Here is an 18,202-nt window from a genome sequence, read left to right as displayed (position 1 = left end):
GGCTCAGCCGGTCAGCTTGGCCAGCAGTTGCTGGAGGCTTCTGATCTCGATCGCCTGGTCGGCGTTGACCTCGCGGGCGAACCGGTCGGTCGCCGGCTCCAGCCCGCCGCCTGCCGCGTAGAGCTGCTGCACCATCGTCAACGCCCCGTTGTGGTGGCGGATCATGAAGTCGACGAAGAGCCGGTCGAACTCCCTGCCCCGGGCCTGCCGCAGCTGGCTCAGCTCCTCCGGGGTGAGCATTCCCGGCATCGTCGCGTCATGCCCGGCATGGTGCGTGTGCGGGCCGGGCACCTGTGCGCCGCGTTCGGTCAGCCACCGCTCCATCTGCGTCGTCTCGTCCCGCTGCGACGTCTGGATCCGACCGGCGAGCAGTGACACCTCGGGGCTCTCGGCACGGTCGGCGACGAGGGCGGTCATCTCCAGCGCCTGCGCATGGTGCGCGATCATCCGCTGCATGAACTGGACGTCGGCTTCGGTGTGCGCCGGAGGCGGCGGCAGCTTGGACTGCTCGCCCGGGGAAAGGACCCGGCCCGGCTGACCCGGCGCTCCCGGTTGGACGACCCGGGTGGCGGCGGCGGGTTCGTCCGGTCGGTCCCCGGTGAACCGGAGCAGGGCGAACGACCCCACACCGAGGGCGACGGCGGCAGCCGGCACGGCGATCAGGAGACGGCGACGGGACGAGAACACTATTTGATCACCGTAGCCGACAGCGCCTCCTCGGGCGAGAGCCGGCCAGGCAGATCGGGATCACCGGCTTGGTCGACCGGCCTCGACGCTCACCGGACCCTGCCGAAAGCCGACACCCGACAAGTGTTCCTGTCAGGATGACAAGAAGCCTATGGTTCATTCATGTCCGACGATTTATGGGTTCCGCCTCCGGTTCTTCTGGCCGTGGACCTGGTCATCCTCACCCTGCGCGACTCCCGCCTCCAGGTGCTGCTCGTGGAGCGCGGCATCGAGCCGTACCGGGGCGTGCCGGCCCTGCCCGGCGGCTTCCTGAACCACGCAGAGGAGGAACTGCTGACGGCCGCCCAGCGGGAGCTGGCCGAAGAGGCGGGGCTGGAGGCCGACCACCTGCACCTCGAACAACTAGGCGTGTACGGCACGCCCGGACGCGATCCCAGGGGACGGGTCGTCTCGGTGGCCTACCTGGCGGTCGCGCCCCGGCTGCCCGAGCCGGTCGCCGGCACCGATGCTTCCGACGCCCGCTGGACCCCCACCGACCAGGCGTTGTCGGGCACGACCCGGCTCGCCTTCGACCACCAGCAGATCGTCGCGGACGGCGTCGACCGCACCCGCGCCAAGTTGGAGCACTCCTCGCTGGCGACCGCGTTCTGCGCCCCGACCTTCACGCTCGTGGAGCTGCAGGACGTCTACGAGGCGGTATGGGGAGTCCGGCTCGATCCACGGAACTTCTACCGCAAGGTCCAGAGCGTCGCCGGTTTCATCGTGCCGGCCGGACCGACGCGGAAGGCGGAGACCGGCCGTCCCGCTCGGCTGTTCCGGTCCGGCCCGCGCAACACCCTGCATCCCCCGATGACCCGACCCACCCAGTCCGACCGGCAAGGAGAGGACAGAAGCATGAACAGCGGTCTCGTCGTGATCCTCACGGCTCTGAACCTGGAGTACGAGGCAGTCCGGGAGAGGTTGACCGACCTGCGGGTACACCGGCACCACGCCGGCACGCGCTTCGAGGTCGGCCGGCTCGGCAGCACCGGATGCCGGGTCGCGCTCGGCCTGGTGGGCAAGGGCAACCACCCCGCGGCCGTACTGGCCGAGCGCGCCATGTCCGAGTTCTCCCCCGCCGCCGTGCTCTTCGTCGGGGTGGCCGGCGCCCTGTGGCCGAATGTCCGACTCGGGGACGTGGTCGTCGCCTCCCAGGTCTACGCCTACCACGGCGGCACGAGCGAGGACGACGGTCTGAAGGCCCGCCCGAGAGCGTGGGAGATTCCGCACGGCGCGGGCCAGATCGCGCAACACGTGGCCCGGAGCGGCGAGTGGGCCCACGGTTTGCCGCACGGTGCCATGCCGAAGGTTCACTTCGGGCCCATCGCCGCCGGCGAGGTGGTGCAGGACTCTGCGGTGTCCGAGCAGGCCCGGTGGGTGCGGCAACACTACAACGACGCGTTGGCCATCGAGATGGAGGCTGCGGGCGTCGCACAGGCGGGCCACCTGAACCATTCCCTGCCGGTGGTCGTGGTGCGCGGCATCAGTGACCGGGCCGATGGCAACAAGGCGGCCGCCGACGGCGAGAACTGGCAGCCACGGGCGGTCGGTCATGCGGCGGCGTTCGCGGCGGCCCTTGCCCAGGAACTGGTCGCCGACGGCGCGGCCGATCAACCAGAACCGGTGGAGAAGGTCGGGCGGGCACCGATGAGCATGACGAACCGGAACATCGCCAGCGGGAATGCCCGGGTGGGAGTCCAGGCCGGCCAGGTCTACGGCAGCGTCACGGTCGGCTCGGAGACGGGACCGGTGATCGACCTCCGGTCGGCGGTAGCGGACCTTCGGAGGTTGCTCGATCGGGCCCATCGGGACGGCCAACTGGACAAGGCCACCTATGCGGCGGCCGAGGCGGAGGTCGACGTCGTGAACGACTGCCTCAAGGAGGAGACGCCAGAAGGCAGGAGCACCCTGGTAGTGACGTTGAAGCGGCTACGCGGTCTGGTCGCGGACGTCGCGGAGCTCGCCGAGCGGCTGGCAACGATCATCGCGGCGGCCAGGGGGTTGTCATGACGACACCGACCGCGAGCAACATCGTTCAGGGGGACGCCCACGTCGGCGTACAGGCACAGGCGATCCACGGCAACGTCTACTACCAGCTGCCGCCGGACGCCTCAGCCGAGCAGCGGTTCCGCACCGGTGTCAAATACCTCGACGCCCGGATGCCGGGCAGGGCCCGGGAACTCATCGACGACGCCGTGACCCAGGGGTACGACACCGACGAGTTGCAGTTCCACCAGTTGCTCGCCCTGTTGAGCGGACGGACGCTACGGCAGCTGGGCAACGAAGACTTCAACTACCTCGCCGGCGTCTGTGACCGCATCCCACCATTGCATGGCAAGGGCGAGTGGACCGTGGGGCTGCGAACCGTCCTCCGGCTGCTCAACTCCCTGGACCCGACCGAGACCGACCGTGTGGTCAAGGAGCTCGACGAGCTTCCGCCGCGACAGCGCGACAAGATCTTCGACCACCTCGGGGTGCTGCTCGAAGGTCGGATGGAGGACCAGATGTGGCACCGCTCTGTCGAGCGGGCCAGGGCAGGTCAGCTGGCAGGTGACCGGATGGAACGGGTCTGGATCTTCTTTCATCCCTCCCCCGCCAGCCCACGGGTCCGCTCCGTACAACCGGTTTCGATCTCGGTCCGGCAGTGGCTGGGCACGCTCGCCGGTACAGCGGTCTTCGTGATCGCCTTCGGCACCATCGGCTGGTTGCTGCTACGCCGGGGCGAGCTGCCCGCGATGCTCGCCTACCTCGCCACCGCGGTGGGAATCGCCGGCTTCGTTCAGGGCGGAGCGGACTGGCATTTCCGGCGGGAGCGGTTGCGGACGAAGGAAGCTGAGTTCATCCCACCCCGGCAACGACGGGCAGCGAGGTCCGGCGACCGCTTCGCCCGCAACGTGACCCAGCTTTTCGACAGGTACTTCAAGCGGTATGTACCCAGGGAGACAGACCGGGCCTACTGGCTGGACCAGACGGCGGGGATCCGCCGGCATCTACGGGACGAGCTCGTCGAGATCTATCGCGAGCAGCAGGTCGAGGCTGACGAGATCGCCTGGCTGGTCCGCTACCTGGTGGCCGACGTGAAGGCACGGTGGGAGAAGGGCACCTTGACAACCCACCGGGCCGAGCTCCGTACGCCGTTCGCAACGAGGGCCCGTTGCGTAGGAGGATTGGCGGTCGTTGCCGCGGCGAGTCTCTGGGTAGCACCCGCTGCCGTGTCGACCGCGCCGTTGGACGGCACGCTGTCGCTACTGAGCGCGCTGGCGTCCGGCGTGATCGCTGTGCGGGCATGGTTCCGGATCGGCAGCGAGTGGCGGCGGGTGAAGGCCGACCGGGCAGAGCGGAATCACGAGCGGACCGCGCGTCGTGCGGCGTACGACCGCTGGCAGCGGAAACTGTCGCACAGGCCCTCGGAGCCGGAGATGGCCGCATGGTTGGAGTGCGATCGCAAGATCCTCGTCGAGGAGGCCATGCGACACTACCGGCTCAGGCCGAGCCAGGTGCTCGCCCATGCGTTCATCGAGGCGCCCGCCGACTCCTACAAGCGGGCGCGGTTCCGCGGCGGGCCGTGGCGTTACTCGAGATACCGCCTCCTGCTCTTCCTGTTGACCGATGACGGCGTACGCCAGGTGGACATCGATCTCGACTTCGAGAAGTGCTCCGCCAACCGGACGCAACGCCTGAACTACCGCTTCGACGCGGTAGCCGCCGTACGCGTGCACGGCGCCGCGAAACAGCAGCAGACGTTCGAGCTGACATTGGTCAACGGCGAGCCGATCAGCGTACGGGTGACCGAGTCGCACACCGAGGATCCTCGGCAGGACGAGGATCCGGAGATGCTGTCCCAGGTCACACTGGACGCCTCTGGCCTCCCCCGCACCCTGAACGTGCTGGAGGGCATCGCCGCCGAGGGCAAGGAGTGGATCAGGCATCAGCGTCGGCGGGCCGACGAGCGTCTCGCCGACCTGACGGCCACCGTACGCAACCTGATCGACTGACGTTCCCCGCTCTGGTCCAACCGGTCCGGCGTCTCCGGTCCGGCGAATCGGACCGAGCCGAGGGGCCACCATAAGTTTCCATTATCTCCGGTTCAAGAAACCCGCATTTCCGCCTGCTGCGTTTGGTCTCCCGACGGACCGGTCCCTACGGTGTGCATGCGGCGTACGGGACGGCCAGCGCGGCACCGACCTCGACCTCCGGGAGTTGTCGGGTCGCGAGCCACCGGAAGACGGTCGTCCGTCACGGCAGCCGGAACCCCCACCGGTCCGAGCCGCAGCGCATGATTTCGGGAGGTTCATACATATGCGACGGTCGCACCGCGGTCGCGCCTCCACCGGTTCCGGCCAGCGCCGCCGCCTCCTCGCCGTGGCCGCCGCTCTCGCCGTGTTCGGTGGCCTGGTCGGTGTCACACAGATCTCCAACGCGGAGAGCCAGCAAGCCGCCCCCGGGTGCGAGCCAGGCTCCCCACCGCCGTCCGCCGCCGCGTCGGAGAGTCCCGGCGCCGCCGGGGACGACGCGAGCGCCGAGGCGTCGCCGCCGGCGTCCGCCGAGACGTGTCCGCCGTCGACCGGCCCGGCCAGGCCGTCGGGTACCCCTGGCGGAGCCACCCCGGGTGGCGGCGGCCTGAACGCCCTGGGCGACGACTGCGAGGCGAGCGAGCTTCCCGCGCACACCGGCTTCCAGGACGGCGGCCGGTGCGTGGGGACCGCCTTCGGTGAGGTGGGTGCCGCGGAGCAGAACCCGACACTGCTGATCGCCCAGGCGCCGCGGACCGTACGCGAGGGACAGCCGTTCCGGCTCGTGGTGAGCACCCGCAACCTCGTCCGCGACCGGTTCCTGCCCGCCGGGCAGGGCGGCTACTACCTGGAGTCCTCCCTGCTCAACGACGAGGGCCTGGTCCGGGGCCACTTCCACACCGCCTGCCGGATGCTCACCACCACGAACGAGGCGGCCGACCCGGCTCCGGTGCCGGCGTTCTTCGTCGCGACGGAGGACGGCAAGGGCAGCGACGAACCGGATTCGGTGATCATCGAGGTGCCCGGGCTGCCCGCCGGTCTCGCCCAGTGCTCGTCGTGGGCCGGTGACGGTTCACACCGCGTCCCGATGATGGTGCGGGCCAACCAGATCCCCGCGCTCGACTCGGTCCGCATCCAGGTCCAGCCGGCCGAGGAGCAGCTGCCGGCCGAAGAACCCGGCAACGAACAACCGCCGGCCGAGCAGCCGGGCAACGAACAACCGCCCGCCGAGCAGCCCGGCAACGAACAACCGCCCGCCGAGCAGCCCGGCAACGAGCAGCCACCGGCCGAAGAGCCGGGCAACGAGCAGCCGCCCGCCGAGCAGCCTGGTAACGAGGAGCCGCCCGCCGGCAATCCGGGTGGCCAGCAGCCACCGGCGGAGCAGCCCGGCGACGACTCCGCCGAACAGGAACCGGACCAGGAGCAGCCGGGCAACGGGCAGGAACCGGCCGGACAGAAGCCGACTCCGCAGAAGCCGGCAGGTGGCGCGGCCACTCCGACCAGCCGAGCCACCGAGCCGGTGACCGAGGAGTCGCCGGCGGGCGGGGCGAACGTCGCCCAGGGCCCGCCGGCCCGGGACAACGCCGAGACGGCGGCGTCCGGGGGTGGCGGCGGGTTGGCGCTCACCGGTACGAACACCATCACCTTCCTCGGGGTCGGTGTGGCGTTGTTGATCGCCGGCGCGGCCTTCCTCTACCTGAGCCGCCGACGTCGGACGGTACGCCGCTGACGCTGGTCGGCTGGACAGGCTGATCCAGCAGCGGAGAAACGCGCAGGCCCGGCTCGTCGGTGGACGAGCCGGGCCTGGCGTCCGGACCGACCCGGGTGGGCCGGTCCGGGAACATCGAGATCAGGCGATGTCGAACCGGTCCAGGTTCATCACCTTGACCCACGCCGCGACGAAGTCGCGCACGAACTTCTGCCGCGCGTCGTCGCTGGCGTAGACCTCGGCGAGCGCCCGCAGCTCCGAGTTGGAGCCGAAGACGAGGTCGGCCCGGGTACCCGTCCACTTGACCTCGCCGGTGGCGGAGTCACGGCCCTCGAAGGTGTTCGCGTCCTCGGACGTCGCCTGCCACGTCGTGCCCAGGTCGAGCAGGTTGACGAAGAAGTCGTTGGTCAGCGACCCGGGGGCCGTGGTGAAGACGCCCAGCGGCGACTGCTGGTAGTTCGCACCCAGGACTCGCAGGCCACCGACCAGGACGGTCATCTCCGGCGCGCTCAGGGTCAGCAGGTTGGCCCGGTCGACCAGCAGGAACTCGGCCGGCAGCCGGTGGCCCTTGCCGAGGTAGTTGCGGAACCCGTCCGCGGTCGGCTCCAGCGCCGCGAAGGACTCCACGTCGGTCTCCTCCTGCGACGCGTCCGTACGCCCCGGCGTGAAGGGCACCTCGACCGGCTGTCCGGCGGTATTGGCGGCCAGCTCGACGGCGGCGGAGCCGCCCAGCACGATCAGGTCGGCGAGCGAGATCTTCTTCCCGCCGGTCTGGGCGGCGTTGAACGCCTGCTGGATCCCCTCCAGGGTGTGCAGCACCCGGGCCAACTCGTCGGGCTCGTTGACCTCCCAGCCGCTCTGCGGCTCCAGGCGGATGCGCGCCCCGTTGGCGCCGCCGCGCTTGTCGCCACCCCGGAACGTCGACGCCGACGCCCAGGCGGTGGAGACCAACTGGGACACCGACAGTCCCGAGGCGAGGATCTGGGCCTTGAGGGCGGCAACGTCCGCGGCGTCGACCAGTTCGTGGTCCACCGCCGGGATCGGGTCCTGCCAGATCAGCGTCTCGGTCGGGACCTCCGGGCCGAGGTATCGCACGACCGGGCCCATGTCGCGGTGGGTCAGCTTGAACCAGGCCCGGGCGAACGCGTCCGCGAACTCGTCCGGGTGCTCCAGGAAGCGCCGCGAGATCTGCTCGTAGACGGGGTCGAACCGGAGCGCGAGGTCGCTGGTCAGCATCCGCGGCTCGCGGTGCTTCGACGGATCGTGTGCCTCAGGCACCATGTCGCTGCCCGCGCCGTTCTTGGGGCGCCACTGGTGCGCGCCGGCCGGCGACTTCATCAGTTCCCACTCGTACCCGAACAGGATGTGGAAGAACTCGTTGTCCCACCGGGTCGGGTGGTAGGTCCAGGTCACCTCGAGACCGCTGGTGATCGTGTCCGCACCCTTGCCGGTGCCGAAGCTGCTCTTCCAGCCCAGGCCCTGCTCCTCGATGGGGGCACCCTCGGGCTCCGGGCCGACGTGGTCGGCGGGACCCGCACCGTGGGTCTTGCCGAAGGTGTGGCCGCCGGCGATCAGCGCCACGGTCTCCTCGTCGTTCATCGCCATCCGGCGGAACGTCTCCCGGATGTCCCGGGCCGAGGCGATCGGGTCCGGATTGCCGTTCGGGCCCTCCGGGTTGACGTAGATCAGGCCCATCTGCACGGCGGCGAGCGGATTCTCCAGCTCCCGTTCCCCGGTGTAGCGGTCGTCGCCGAGCCAGGTGGTCTCGGGACCCCAGTAGACGTCCTCGTCGGGCTCCCACACGTCGGCGCGGCCACCGGCGAAGCCGAAGGTCTTGAAGCCCATCGACTCCAGCGCGACGTTGCCGGCGAGGATCATGAGGTCGGCCCAGGAGAGGCTCTGCCCGTACTTCTTCTTCACCGGCCAGAGCAGCCGGCGGGCCTTGTCCAGGTTCCCGTTGTCCGGCCAGCTGTTCAGCGGCGCGAAGCGCTGCATCCCGGCGCCGGCACCGCCACGGCCGTCGCTGATCCGGTACGTGCCCGCGCTGTGCCACGCCATCCGGATCATGAACGGGCCGTAGTGGCCATAGTCCGCCGGCCACCAGTCCTGCGAGGTGGTCAGCACCTCCGCGATGTCCTGCTTCACGGCGGCCAGGTCGAGGCTCTGGAACGCCTCGGCGTAGTTGAACTCCTCGCCGAGCGGGTTGGCCACCGCCGGGTTCTTGGCGAGGATCTTCAGGTTGAGCTGGTTCGGCCACCAGCCGCGGTTGCCGCCACCCTGGGTGGGGTGGGGGGCACGCCCGTGCGCAACGGGGCAGCGGGACTCGCTGCCCGCCTCCGCGTCGTGGACGACGGCGTCGTGGTTTTCGGACATCTGGTTCCTTCCGTGACTTCGCGGATCAGAGAATTCAGGATTGGCCTGCGGTGGAGCAGTCGGGGCAGCGGCCCCAGTAGATGACCTCGGCCTCGTCGATGGCGAAGCCGTCGTCGTCGGAAGCGGTCAGGCAGGGCGCATCGCCGACCGCGCAGTCGACGTCGGAGATGCGGCCGCACGACCGGCACACGGCGTGGTGGTGGTTGTCCCCGACCCGCGACTCGTAGCGGGCCACCGAGCCGGCCGGCTGGATGCGCCGGATCAGACCCGCGCCGGTGAGCGCGTGCAGCGAGTCGTAGACGGCCTGGTGGGACACGTCGGGAAGGTCGGCACGTACGGCAGCGATGATCGAATCGGTGTCGGCGTGCGGGTGCGCGTAGACCGTGTTCAGCACCGCGACCCGGGGGCGGGTCACCCGCAACGCGGCACCGCGCAGCATCTGCGGGAAGTCCAGGGTCGCCGTCACGCCCGGAAGTCTGGCCGCTTTTCTGGAATCAGTCAAGAATATGGGTTCGACGTCACCCCGGGCCGGGACCACGCCGGGCCGGGACCCTCCGGTCCCGGGCCGGCTGCGCGGCATCCGCTATTTAATCAGTTTCCACCGGCCCGTTCGGATCACCCGGCGCCTGGTTCCGGCTGTACCAGCGGGCCCGGAAGATCTTCCCGCCGTACGTCACCACGTCCCCGGAGTTGAAGATCCGGGACGCCGTCCAGAACGTCACCCCCTGCTCGGTCATGGCCAGTTCCTGCCACGGACCACTCGGATCGGCCGGCTTCTGGTTCTCGGCGTACCAATAGGCCAGGAAGATCCTGCCCTGGAAGCTGACCCGGTCACCGCGGTGGTAGACCTCTGTCGCGCTCCAGGCCGGCGGTAGCTTCACCGTCACCGTGCCGGTGGCCTGCGCCGGGTCCAGGTGCTCGCTGCCGGAGTACGACGCGGTGAGCGGGTGTGCGCCGCCCGCGAGGCCCACCGGCAGGGTGAACGTCGCGGTGCCGCCGGAGAACGTGGCCGAGCCGCGCATCGTGGTGCCCTCGCGCAACTCCACCGTGCCGGAGACCGGCGCGGTGCCGGCGGTGACCAGCACGTGCACGGTGCCGCCGTCCCGGTGGACCGGGGTCAGCGGCGCGGTGAGCACAGTGCTCTGCCCGGCCTGGCCACGGGAGCTGGTCAGCACCACCCACTTCTGGCCGGCCGGGTCCCAGACCCGCAGCGCCACCACCCGCCTCGGGTCGGCGGTACCCTCCCAACGCAGGATCGGCGTCTCGGCGGTGGCGCCGAGCTTCACGTCGTACCGCTGGGAGACCACGTCCCGGCTGGACGGGGTCTCGATGGTCCGAGCGGGCGCAGCGAGCCGACGTCGACGCTCTTGTCGTGCGCCATGTCGAGCGTGCTCGGCACGGCCGGCGCCTCGTCCTGGTAAGCCCGCGCTCGGGAGCACCAGGTCCGGACGTGCCCGTGCGGGGGTGGATGTGGTGGTGGCTGTGCGGGCGGGTGTGGTGGTGCCCGTGATGGTGGTCGGCGGCGTGCAGGTGGCGGCGTACCAGCCAGAGGCCGGTGGCGACCACCAGCAGGCCGGCGGCCAGTTCCAGCCAGCTGGTGAGCTGCGACAATGGGCGCGATGGCGACGGTCTGCGGATCGCCGAACGGGTGCGCCAGGGCCGGCGCGGGCGCGCCGAACACGGTCACGGCGATCGCGATGACGGCGAACGCCGGCAGCGCGAGGACGCCGAATCGATTGCGGCGCGGCCGACGTCCGCGTGAGGGCAAGGACAACGCTCCAGGTCAAGGTCTGTGGCGCGCCAGCGGCGCGGCCGGGCCGAGACTCTGCCCGGCCTTCGAAAACCCACGGACTTGGCCCGGTGATCGGCAGGGAATGCCGACGTGAACAGTTAGTTGATCAACGTTCGCCACAGGCCGAGTGGATGGGCGACGCCAATCAAACGCCGCGGTGCACACTTACCCATTCCGGGCAGTGTTGGTCGACCGGCCAGGTATCCGACCGGTGGGCGGCGCCTCAATCATCGATGCTATTACCACCTTCTTTCAGGATGATGATCAAGGTAATCACGGCCCCCACAGCGGAGAAGAATTCACTTACGGTCTGAAACACGACTGTCCACTGGTGCACGACGACCCCCTGCTGGTAATCGGCCACCCGACCCCGGGATGGCCGGTAACCAGGTTGAGCTGGGCCGATGCTCGTCGTCGAGGGCTACGGACGATGCCGGAGGAAATGGGAATGCACCGGATGCCGAAGACGGCGGTATGGCGCTGACCGAAGCCGATTCGTACGCTGTCCCGGGACGTCCGGGGCCGATGGCGGGAGGGGTTGATACCACTGACCACCACCCCCGTCGTCGATCTTTCGACCGCTCGCCACTGGCGTGATCTCGCCATGTACCTGTCATTGCTGAAGGCGCGATCCGGCTTGTCCTATGCGGACCTGGAGCGCCGGGCGCGCTCCGTCGGCCGGCACGGCAGCCGGGAACTGAAGCGCAGCACGGTGAGCGACCTGCTGCAGGGCAAGCGAGCCCTGCCGCGTCCCATCGTGGAGAGCTTCGTCGCCGCCTTGGACCTGCCAGACACCGAACGTGCACAGGTGTTGGCCACGTGGGAACGGATCGCCGCCCACGCCGACCGGCGTGACGGCGCCCCTCGCTTCACGGACGTGTCCCCGCGCGAGCTCGGCATCCACGCCGCGATCACGGCACCCGACACGGTCGATGAGCTGCCCAGGTACGTCAGCCGGTGCTTCGATCACGAACTGTCGGCTCTCATCCGGCGCGGAGCCGAGCAGGGCTGCTTCGTCCTGCTGGTGGGTGGCTCGTCGACCGGCAAGACCCGGTCGCTGTACGAGGCCGTCCGCGGCATCGTGCCGGACTGGCCACTGGCCCGGCCGGCAACCACCCAGGAGATCCTGCAATTGCTGCACGAGCCGGCCGAGCAGACGGTGGTCTGGCTGGACGAGATGCACCGCTTCCTCGGCTCCACACCGCCGTTGACCAGGACCGCCGTGAGTTCACTCAAGAACGCCCGCATGATCGTGGTCGGCACGCTCTGGTCGGAGGAGTACACCGCCCGCAAGGAGTTGCGACCCGTCGGGCTGCCCGATCAGCACGCCGACGACCGAACCCTGCTCGAACTCGCCGAAGTGATCAGTGTCGAGCCGACGCTGCGCGAACAGGAGCGCCGTACGGCGGAGCGGGTCGCTGAGACAGACGCCCGGATCCGGATCGCTCTGCACAGCAGGGATGCCGGACTGACCCAGGTGCTGGCTGCCGGGCCGGACCTAATCCACCGCTGGGAACAGGCCCCACCGTACGCAAGAGCGGCCATCACCGCCGCGGCCGATGCGCGCCGGCTCGGCGTCCACACGCCCCTCGCACCGGAGCTCCTGGTCGACGCCATGGCGGGCTACCTCGCTCCGGCCGAGCGCGTGACCGATACTGCGCGCTGGCTGGACGATGCCCTCTCCTACGCCACCAAACCGGTACACGGCACGGTCGCGGCGTTGTCGCCCCGGCCGGGTCGCCGCCCCGGCACGCTCGCCGGATACGTCGCCGCCGACTATCTCGCTCAGCGTCTACGACAAGTCCGTCGCACGCAGTGCCCTCCGGACAGCCTGTGGGAAGCCCTGATCGACCGGCTGGAGGACACCGACGACGTCCGCCGGGTTCGGGAGGCAGCCGCCGCCCGCATGCGATACCCACTTCAGGAACGCGCGCTGCGCCGACTATGCGCACTGGGCGACGACTCGGCCCACGTGCAATTGGCCCTGCTGCTCGTCCGGCAGGATCGCCTCGCCGAGGCCGTCTCCGTCCTGCTTCACCAGGCGCAGAAGAGACCCGACGACGACACCGTCACGGACGCTCTCCGCGACGTGCTCGCGCTACGCGGCCGCTCGGCGGGCCTGCGGACCTCCGACCCGCAGGACCAGATCCGCCTGGCAGAACTCCTGCAGGACGGCGGCGAGACCGCAGACCTTCGGCTACGCGCTGCCGACGGCGACCTCGTCGCGGTGGACGACTTGACGTACCTGCTCGCCGACCGAGGCTTCCTGCCAGATCTGGAGGACCTCGCGGACGCCGGGCATCGCGTTGCGGCGGATCTCCTCGCCGAGTTGCTCGCCACGCACGGCCGTCTGGACGAGTTGGCGGTACGGGCGGACGCCGGTGACGAGTCGGCGGCGAACCGGCTGAGCAAACTGCAGGCGGATGACCCGGGCTCGATCACGACCGGCGTTGAGGCGCAGATCGAAACGCTCCGGAGCGCCGTGGTCGAGGGCCGCCGGCACGGCGCCGAGCAGCTCACGACGCTGTTGTTCGAGCTTCGGAACGACGAGGTGTTGCGGGCCGAGGTGGATGCGGGCACCCAGTTCGCCGCCGAACGGCTGATCGCGCTGAAGATGACGGACTGCGGCAGGGACTGGAGGGCCGCTGTGGCCGTCCTCAGGCTGCGCTCGTGCGGACTGCACGCCGACGGATCACCGGCCGATCCGGGCGCGACGTCGTGACCCGGAACCTGGCCGACGTCCCGTCGGATCGCGCGATCGCCCTGCCCGGTGCGCAGAGTGATGCGCTGGCCATGCTGATCGCCCGGGACCATGCGGAGCTGGCCGCCGTGGTGCACCGCTCGGACGCGAGACACGCGATGCCGGCGGACTTCGTGCGTGCCGCGCTGAACCGACTCGAACAGGTTGCCGTCGAACTCCTGCCGGCGTGGCTCCCCGAAGCGGCGGAAGGCGTCCGTCCCGACACAGCCGGGCTCGCCGCGGTCCGGGTGGCTGCCGCCGCACGGGCACGTCGCGACCGCTACCCGGGATTCTTCCTGCCGGACCTGGCCATCTTCGCGGTGACCGCACGACGAGCCGCCACCACTGCCCTCCCGTTGCGTACCCGGGCAGCCGCGCTGGCCCGCCTCGTCGCCGACGCGTTCGGCAGGCGGAAGGTCGTGCTGCTCGTCGAACCAGCCGGCGCCGACGGTGCCGTCGTCGCGGCCGGGGCCGCGTGGCTCGTGCACCACGGCGGTCCGGCCGTCTGGCTGGTCGGAGCGGGGGCGGCCGGGCTGGACGGGCTCTCGGAGTTCTGGATCGAACCGCCGCTCGCATCGTCCGACCTGCCCCACGACGGCCGGGCGGTCGTCGGAAAGCCTCATCCGGCGAGCGACGTCGAGAAGACGCTGGAGGCGGCGCTGGCCGCCGAGAGCTGGTCGGCCGGACGGATGTGGAACCAGAGCTACCAGCCCCATGCCTTGGCCGCACCGGTGCGGCTGGATCTGCTGTGGCCGGACGAACGTTGCGTGGTGGAGATCGACGGGCCGGAGCACTGTCGTCCGGTTCGCTTCGAGGCCGACCGGCAGCGCGATGTCCAGCTGCAACTGGACGGATATGCCGTCCTGCGCTTCACCAATGCCCGAGTAACCCATGACGTCGGCGCCGTGGTCCAGCAGATCGGTACGTATCTGCGGGCACGTCGCCGGGACATAGCGGAAGGACAGTTTCATGGCCGGCGATGACCTGAACGCATCCGAAAGCGCGATCCTCATCGTGCTCATGGTCGAGGCGCGGGAGGTGCTGAACACCGAACTCCGCAAGCAGTACGGCCTGGACGTACGCAAGCCGCAGCGCGACAAGCTCACCCGCCTGCACTACGTGGCCAGCCGGAAGAGCGGATCGACGTACGCCCTTCAACTGGACGACAAGGGCTGGGTGCGGATGCAGAACGACCTCGACTTCACGCTCCGCGGTGCGACGGCACTCGGCGCCGCGTTGACCGCCCTGCACGCCAGCCTGCGCGATCGTCTGCTGACCCGCAGCGGCTGCGCCACGCTGACCGAACTCTTCGCGTTGAGCGACGTACGCGCGCCGGCGGCCACCCGGGCTACCGAGCCGTCCGGGCCGTTGCAGGCGCGGATCGTCAGTGCGTACCGGGCGCTCGCGGACGAGCCCGGGGCCTGGGTCAGCCTGCGCCGGCTCCGCCCGTTCTTCGCCGACGTGCCGCGGGACGACCTGGACGATTCCCTGCGCCGGCTCAGCCGCGAGGACGGCGTGAACATCGCTCCGGAGTCGAATCAGAAGACGCTCACCGAGCCGGACATCAAGGCAGCCCTCCGCCTCGGCGGCCAGGAGAACCACCTGCTGGCGATCGGCGTGTAATGAACGAGGCGGAACGCGCCGCCCTGGCGGCACTGCGGTTCAACTGGGCGCCGGTTCCCGACGACGTGTGGCGACCGCTGCCCTTCCACGTCGACGGCTTGCACATCCCGGTCGTCCGGGACGTTCTCGCCGGGGTGGAGGAGGCTCGGGCGAGCACGGACGGCAGCCCGCTCGGCCTGGTCGTCCAAGGCCTGCGCGGGTCCGGCAAGACCCACCTGCTGGGCTGGATCCGCCAGCAGGTCCAGGAGAAGGGCGGCTACTTCTTCCTGGTCAGCCTGCTCGACGCCGGGAGCTTCTGGGACAGCGTGCTGGCCGCGATGCTGGACGGCCTGTCCCGGCCCGTGCCCGGTAGCCGACAGACTCAGCTCAAACTGCTGCTGCGGCGCCTGTCGGCGATGGTGGGCGCGCCCCGGACGGCGCGTCGGGCCGTGATGGGCGACACCGAACTGACCCGGGCGGCGCTCGACGCCTTCCTGGAGGGGCTCGGCGGGTTCGATCGGCACGTGGCCCGAATGTGCCAGGAGACCGCGCGAGCGCTCGCGCTGAGCGCCTCCGAGGACATCTCCCATCGCGATCTCGCGGAGAACTACTTCCTTTCCGGAGCGGAAGTAGTTTCCGGCGAACGCGCGGCATGGGGCATGCGGCGTGCCCCTCGTCCGGCCCAGCAGATCGTGCAGGATCTGTCCTGGCTGCTGGCTCTCACCGGTCCGTCGGTCGTGGCGATCGACCAGGTCGACACGCTGATCGCCCAGTTGGCGATCCAGAGCGACCCCTCCCTGGTAGGCGCCGCCGCGATGAGCCCCGAACAGGCGCTGATGCTGGCCCGGATGGCGGACGGCCTCATGTCACTGCGCCAGACGACGCGACGGACGCTGACCGTCCTCGCCTGCATCCCGAACTCGTGGACCATCATCAAGTCCACCGCCGCCGACACGGTGCCCGACCGGTTCCGGGAGACGCCGACGCTGCGCCGGATCGACAACGCCGATCTCGCCCGGGCGATCATCGAAAAACGATTCACCCTCCGGTACCAGGAGGTCGGGTTCACCCCGCCGTACCCCTCGTGGCCGGTCTCCCCGCAATCCTTCGCCGAGGCGGGTGCATTCACTCCACGTCAGCTGCTCATCGAGATCGACCGGCATATCCGCACCTGTGTCGCCGACGACGAGGTCCGGGAGATGGACAGCCTCGGCGAGCCGCCCGCCGCGGAACCCCGTGCCCCCCGGCCCGCCCCGGTCAGCGCCACTACTGCGGAGCTGGACCGCTACGACGGCCGCTTCGCCGAGCTGAGGAACGCCGCCGACATCACCACGCCACTGGAACGGGCTTCGGAGGACGAGGTGATGCCGCCACTGCTCGCCGCCGGGCTCACCGCCTGGATCCTGGAACGGGGGGACGCCGGGGAGTCGTTCAGCGTCGACCCGCCCCCGAGTACCGACCCGCCGCTGCATGCCCGGCTGCGCCTGACGCTCGACGAGCGCACCGAGGACCAGGTGCACTGGTGTTTCCGGGCGATCAGCGACGGCCATCACGGCAACGCGGCGCTGGCCCGGCTCCGGAAGGCATGCGTAGCGTCAGCCCTCGATACCGGCCTGACCAAACGCAAACTGTTCCTGCTTCGAAACGGCGAATGGTCGAGCAGCGCGGCCACCCGGAAGGCCGTCGGTACGTTCACCGAGGCCGGCGGGCAGACGATCGGCCTGGACGACGAGGACCTGCGCATCCTCTCGGCGCTCCGGGTCATGCTCGCCGAAGCCACGATGGACCTGCAGGGCTGGCTGGCGGCGCGCCGGCCGACCCGGGACCTCAAGTTCCTGCAGCACGCTCTGGCAGACGTCGACGGCTGGACGGCGGACGGCGGACCGCACCCGGAATCCGCCGAGACCGCGCGACCGGTCGAGCCGGCTCCGGCGACCGCAGCCCCGGCCGGACCCGCGTTCGTCGTCGGGTATGGGTACGACGACGCGACGCCCGTCCCGCTGGCTCTCGAGGCACTCCGGAAGCACACCACGATCTTCGCCGGGTCGGGCTCGGGCAAGACCGTACTCGTCCGCCGCGTCGTGGAGGAGTGCGCCCTCCAGGGTGTCTCCGCCATCGTGCTCGATCCCAACAACGACCTTGCCCGCCTCGGCGAGGGGTGGCCCGACCCGCCCGCACAGTGGCGACCGGGCGACGCGGCCAGGGCGCAGGACTATCTGGCACACACCGACGTGGTCGTCTGGACGCCGCGACGCACGTCGGGCCGCCCGCTGAGCTTCCAGCCGCTGCCCGACTTCACCAGCGTGCGCGACGATCCGGACGAGTTCGGCGAGGCTGTCGAGGCGGCCGTCGCGTCCCTGGCGCCACGTGCCCTGGTCACCGGCCGGGCCAACAAGGCACATCTGGGGCTGGCGGTGCTGCGCAAGGCCGTCGAGCACTACGGCCGACGCGGGGGTTCCCGGTTGAAGGGTCTCATCGACACGCTGGCCGACCTTCCGGACGGCATCATCGACCTCGACGATGCCGACAAGATCGGTCTCGGCCTGGCTCAGACCTTGACCGCTGCCATGGTGAACGATCCACTCTTCGGCGGCGAGGGCACTCCGATGGATCCCGGCGTCCTACTCACTCCCGAGCATGGAAAGCGGGCCCGGATCTCGGTCATCAGCCTCGTTGGCCTGCCGTCCGACGACGTACGCCAGAGCTTCGTCAATCAGCTCCAGATGGCGCTCTTCGCCTGGATCAAGAGGAACCCCGCGGGTGATCGGCCCCTGCTGGGGTTGCTCGTCATGGACGAGGCCCAGACCTTCGCCCCGTCCGGAGCGATGACGGCCTGCACGCAGAGCACTCTGGCGCTGGCCGCCCAGGCACGAAAGTACGGGCTCGGGCTGATCTTCGCTACACAGGCGCCGAAGGGATTGCACAACCGCATCCCTGGCAACGCGGCAACCCAGCTGTACGGCCTGATGAACAGCCCGATCCAGATCGAGGCGGCACGCGAGATGGCCAGGGCCAAGGGAGGAGACGTACCTGACATCTCCCGGCTGACCGTCGGCGAGTTCTATCTCGCCGCCGAGGGCACCGCGCCGCGGAAGATCAAAACGCCACTCTCGCTGAGCCACCACCCACGCAGCCCGCTGACCGTCGACGAGGTGCTGGACCGGGCACGTGGTACGGGCCGCGTCCCATCGGGCGGTGAGGAGTAGACCGGCCGCAGTCCGCGTTACACGCCGGCTGTCACCGCCCCA

Annotated in this window: 13 protein-coding genes and 1 pseudogene; 9 read left to right on the top strand and 5 right to left on the bottom strand. The window is 70.1% G+C overall.

Translation table 11 applies throughout. From position 1 onward, the window contains the following. Positions 1 to 3: 3 nt before the first annotated feature. A complete protein-coding gene (locus R6Y94_RS27160; RefSeq protein WP_318398684.1) occupies positions 4 to 687 on the bottom strand; it encodes a DUF305 domain-containing protein in 684 nt (227 codons plus the stop codon). A gap of 162 nt (positions 688 to 849) precedes the next feature. On the opposite strand from R6Y94_RS27160, the pseudogene R6Y94_RS27155 reads away from it, so the two are divergent. The 4 genes and pseudogenes from R6Y94_RS27155 to R6Y94_RS27140 form a co-directional block, all read left to right on the top strand. Further along, a pseudogene (locus tag R6Y94_RS27155) lies at positions 850 to 1,566 on the top strand (NUDIX hydrolase); the annotation flags it as partial. Between the two features lie 15 nt (positions 1,567 to 1,581). Further along, positions 1,582 to 2,736: a 5'-methylthioadenosine/S-adenosylhomocysteine nucleosidase gene (locus tag R6Y94_RS27150; RefSeq protein ID WP_318398716.1), complete on the top strand. Its 1,155-nt coding sequence runs from the start codon at positions 1,582 to 1,584 to the stop codon at positions 2,734 to 2,736. Next, a complete protein-coding gene (locus R6Y94_RS27145; RefSeq protein WP_318398683.1) occupies positions 2,733 to 4,721 on the top strand; it encodes a hypothetical protein in 1,989 nt (662 codons plus the stop codon). The genes R6Y94_RS27150 and R6Y94_RS27145 overlap by 4 nt, the downstream gene beginning before the upstream one ends. Before the next feature lie 304 nt (positions 4,722 to 5,025). Continuing rightward, positions 5,026 to 6,468 carry an LPXTG cell wall anchor domain-containing protein gene (locus R6Y94_RS27140; protein ID WP_318398682.1) on the top strand — a complete coding sequence of 481 codons (1,443 nt, stop codon included), beginning with the start codon at positions 5,026 to 5,028 and terminating at the stop codon, positions 6,466 to 6,468. A gap of 120 nt (positions 6,469 to 6,588) precedes the next feature. On the opposite strand, the gene katG is transcribed toward R6Y94_RS27140, so the two are convergent. The 3 genes from katG to R6Y94_RS27125 form a co-directional block, all read right to left on the bottom strand. Continuing rightward, entirely contained in the window at positions 6,589 to 8,820 is a 2,232-nt protein-coding gene (katG, locus tag R6Y94_RS27135) for a catalase/peroxidase HPI (RefSeq protein WP_318398681.1), read from the bottom strand. A gap of 34 nt (positions 8,821 to 8,854) precedes the next feature. Then, entirely contained in the window at positions 8,855 to 9,259 is a 405-nt protein-coding gene (locus R6Y94_RS27130; RefSeq protein ID WP_318398715.1) for a Fur family transcriptional regulator, read from the bottom strand. A 148-nt stretch (positions 9,260 to 9,407) separates the two neighbouring features. Next, positions 9,408 to 10,127: an Ig-like domain repeat protein gene (locus R6Y94_RS27125; protein WP_318398680.1), complete on the bottom strand. Its 720-nt coding sequence runs from the start codon at positions 10,125 to 10,127 to the stop codon at positions 9,408 to 9,410. Positions 10,128 to 10,375: 248 nt separating this feature from the next. Here R6Y94_RS27125 and R6Y94_RS27120 point away from each other — a divergent pair, with 248 nt between their 5' ends. After that, positions 10,376 to 10,582 carry a hypothetical protein gene (locus tag R6Y94_RS27120; protein WP_318398679.1) on the top strand — a complete coding sequence of 69 codons (207 nt, stop codon included), beginning with the start codon at positions 10,376 to 10,378 and terminating at the stop codon, positions 10,580 to 10,582. Positions 10,583 to 10,835: 253 nt separating this feature from the next. Here R6Y94_RS27120 and R6Y94_RS27115 read toward each other — a convergent pair whose 3' ends face one another. Continuing rightward, on the bottom strand, positions 10,836 to 10,976 hold the full coding sequence (locus tag R6Y94_RS27115) for a hypothetical protein (RefSeq protein ID WP_318398678.1): 141 nt from the start codon (positions 10,974 to 10,976) through the stop codon (positions 10,836 to 10,838). 240 nt (positions 10,977 to 11,216) lie between these two features. On the opposite strand from R6Y94_RS27115, the gene R6Y94_RS27110 reads away from it, so the two are divergent. From R6Y94_RS27110 to R6Y94_RS27095, 4 genes are read left to right on the top strand one after another with little or no spacing between them, the layout of a single operon-like run. Further along, positions 11,217 to 13,334 carry a hypothetical protein gene (locus R6Y94_RS27110; protein WP_318398677.1) on the top strand — a complete coding sequence of 706 codons (2,118 nt, stop codon included), beginning with the start codon at positions 11,217 to 11,219 and terminating at the stop codon, positions 13,332 to 13,334. Next, positions 13,331 to 14,335 carry an endonuclease domain-containing protein gene (locus R6Y94_RS27105; RefSeq protein WP_318398676.1) on the top strand — a complete coding sequence of 335 codons (1,005 nt, stop codon included), beginning with the start codon at positions 13,331 to 13,333 and terminating at the stop codon, positions 14,333 to 14,335. Before R6Y94_RS27110 ends, R6Y94_RS27105 begins: the two co-directional genes overlap by 4 nt. After that, a complete protein-coding gene (locus R6Y94_RS27100) occupies positions 14,322 to 14,975 on the top strand; it encodes a hypothetical protein (protein ID WP_318398675.1) in 654 nt (217 codons plus the stop codon). Before R6Y94_RS27105 ends, R6Y94_RS27100 begins: the two co-directional genes overlap by 14 nt. Continuing rightward, the gene (locus R6Y94_RS27095) at positions 14,975 to 18,160 is read left to right on the top strand and encodes a helicase HerA domain-containing protein (protein WP_318398674.1); all 3,186 of its coding nucleotides are present in this window, start codon (positions 14,975 to 14,977) and stop codon (positions 18,158 to 18,160) included. The genes R6Y94_RS27100 and R6Y94_RS27095 overlap by 1 nt, the downstream gene beginning before the upstream one ends. Positions 18,161 to 18,202: the final 42 nt, after the last annotated feature.

Source organism: Plantactinospora sp. KLBMP9567, assembly GCF_033446045.1.
Taxonomy (GTDB): Bacteria; Actinomycetota; Actinomycetes; order Mycobacteriales; family Micromonosporaceae; genus Plantactinospora.
Note: the sequence above shows the minus strand (reverse complement) of the source record. Positions and strands in the feature narration are given on the sequence as shown.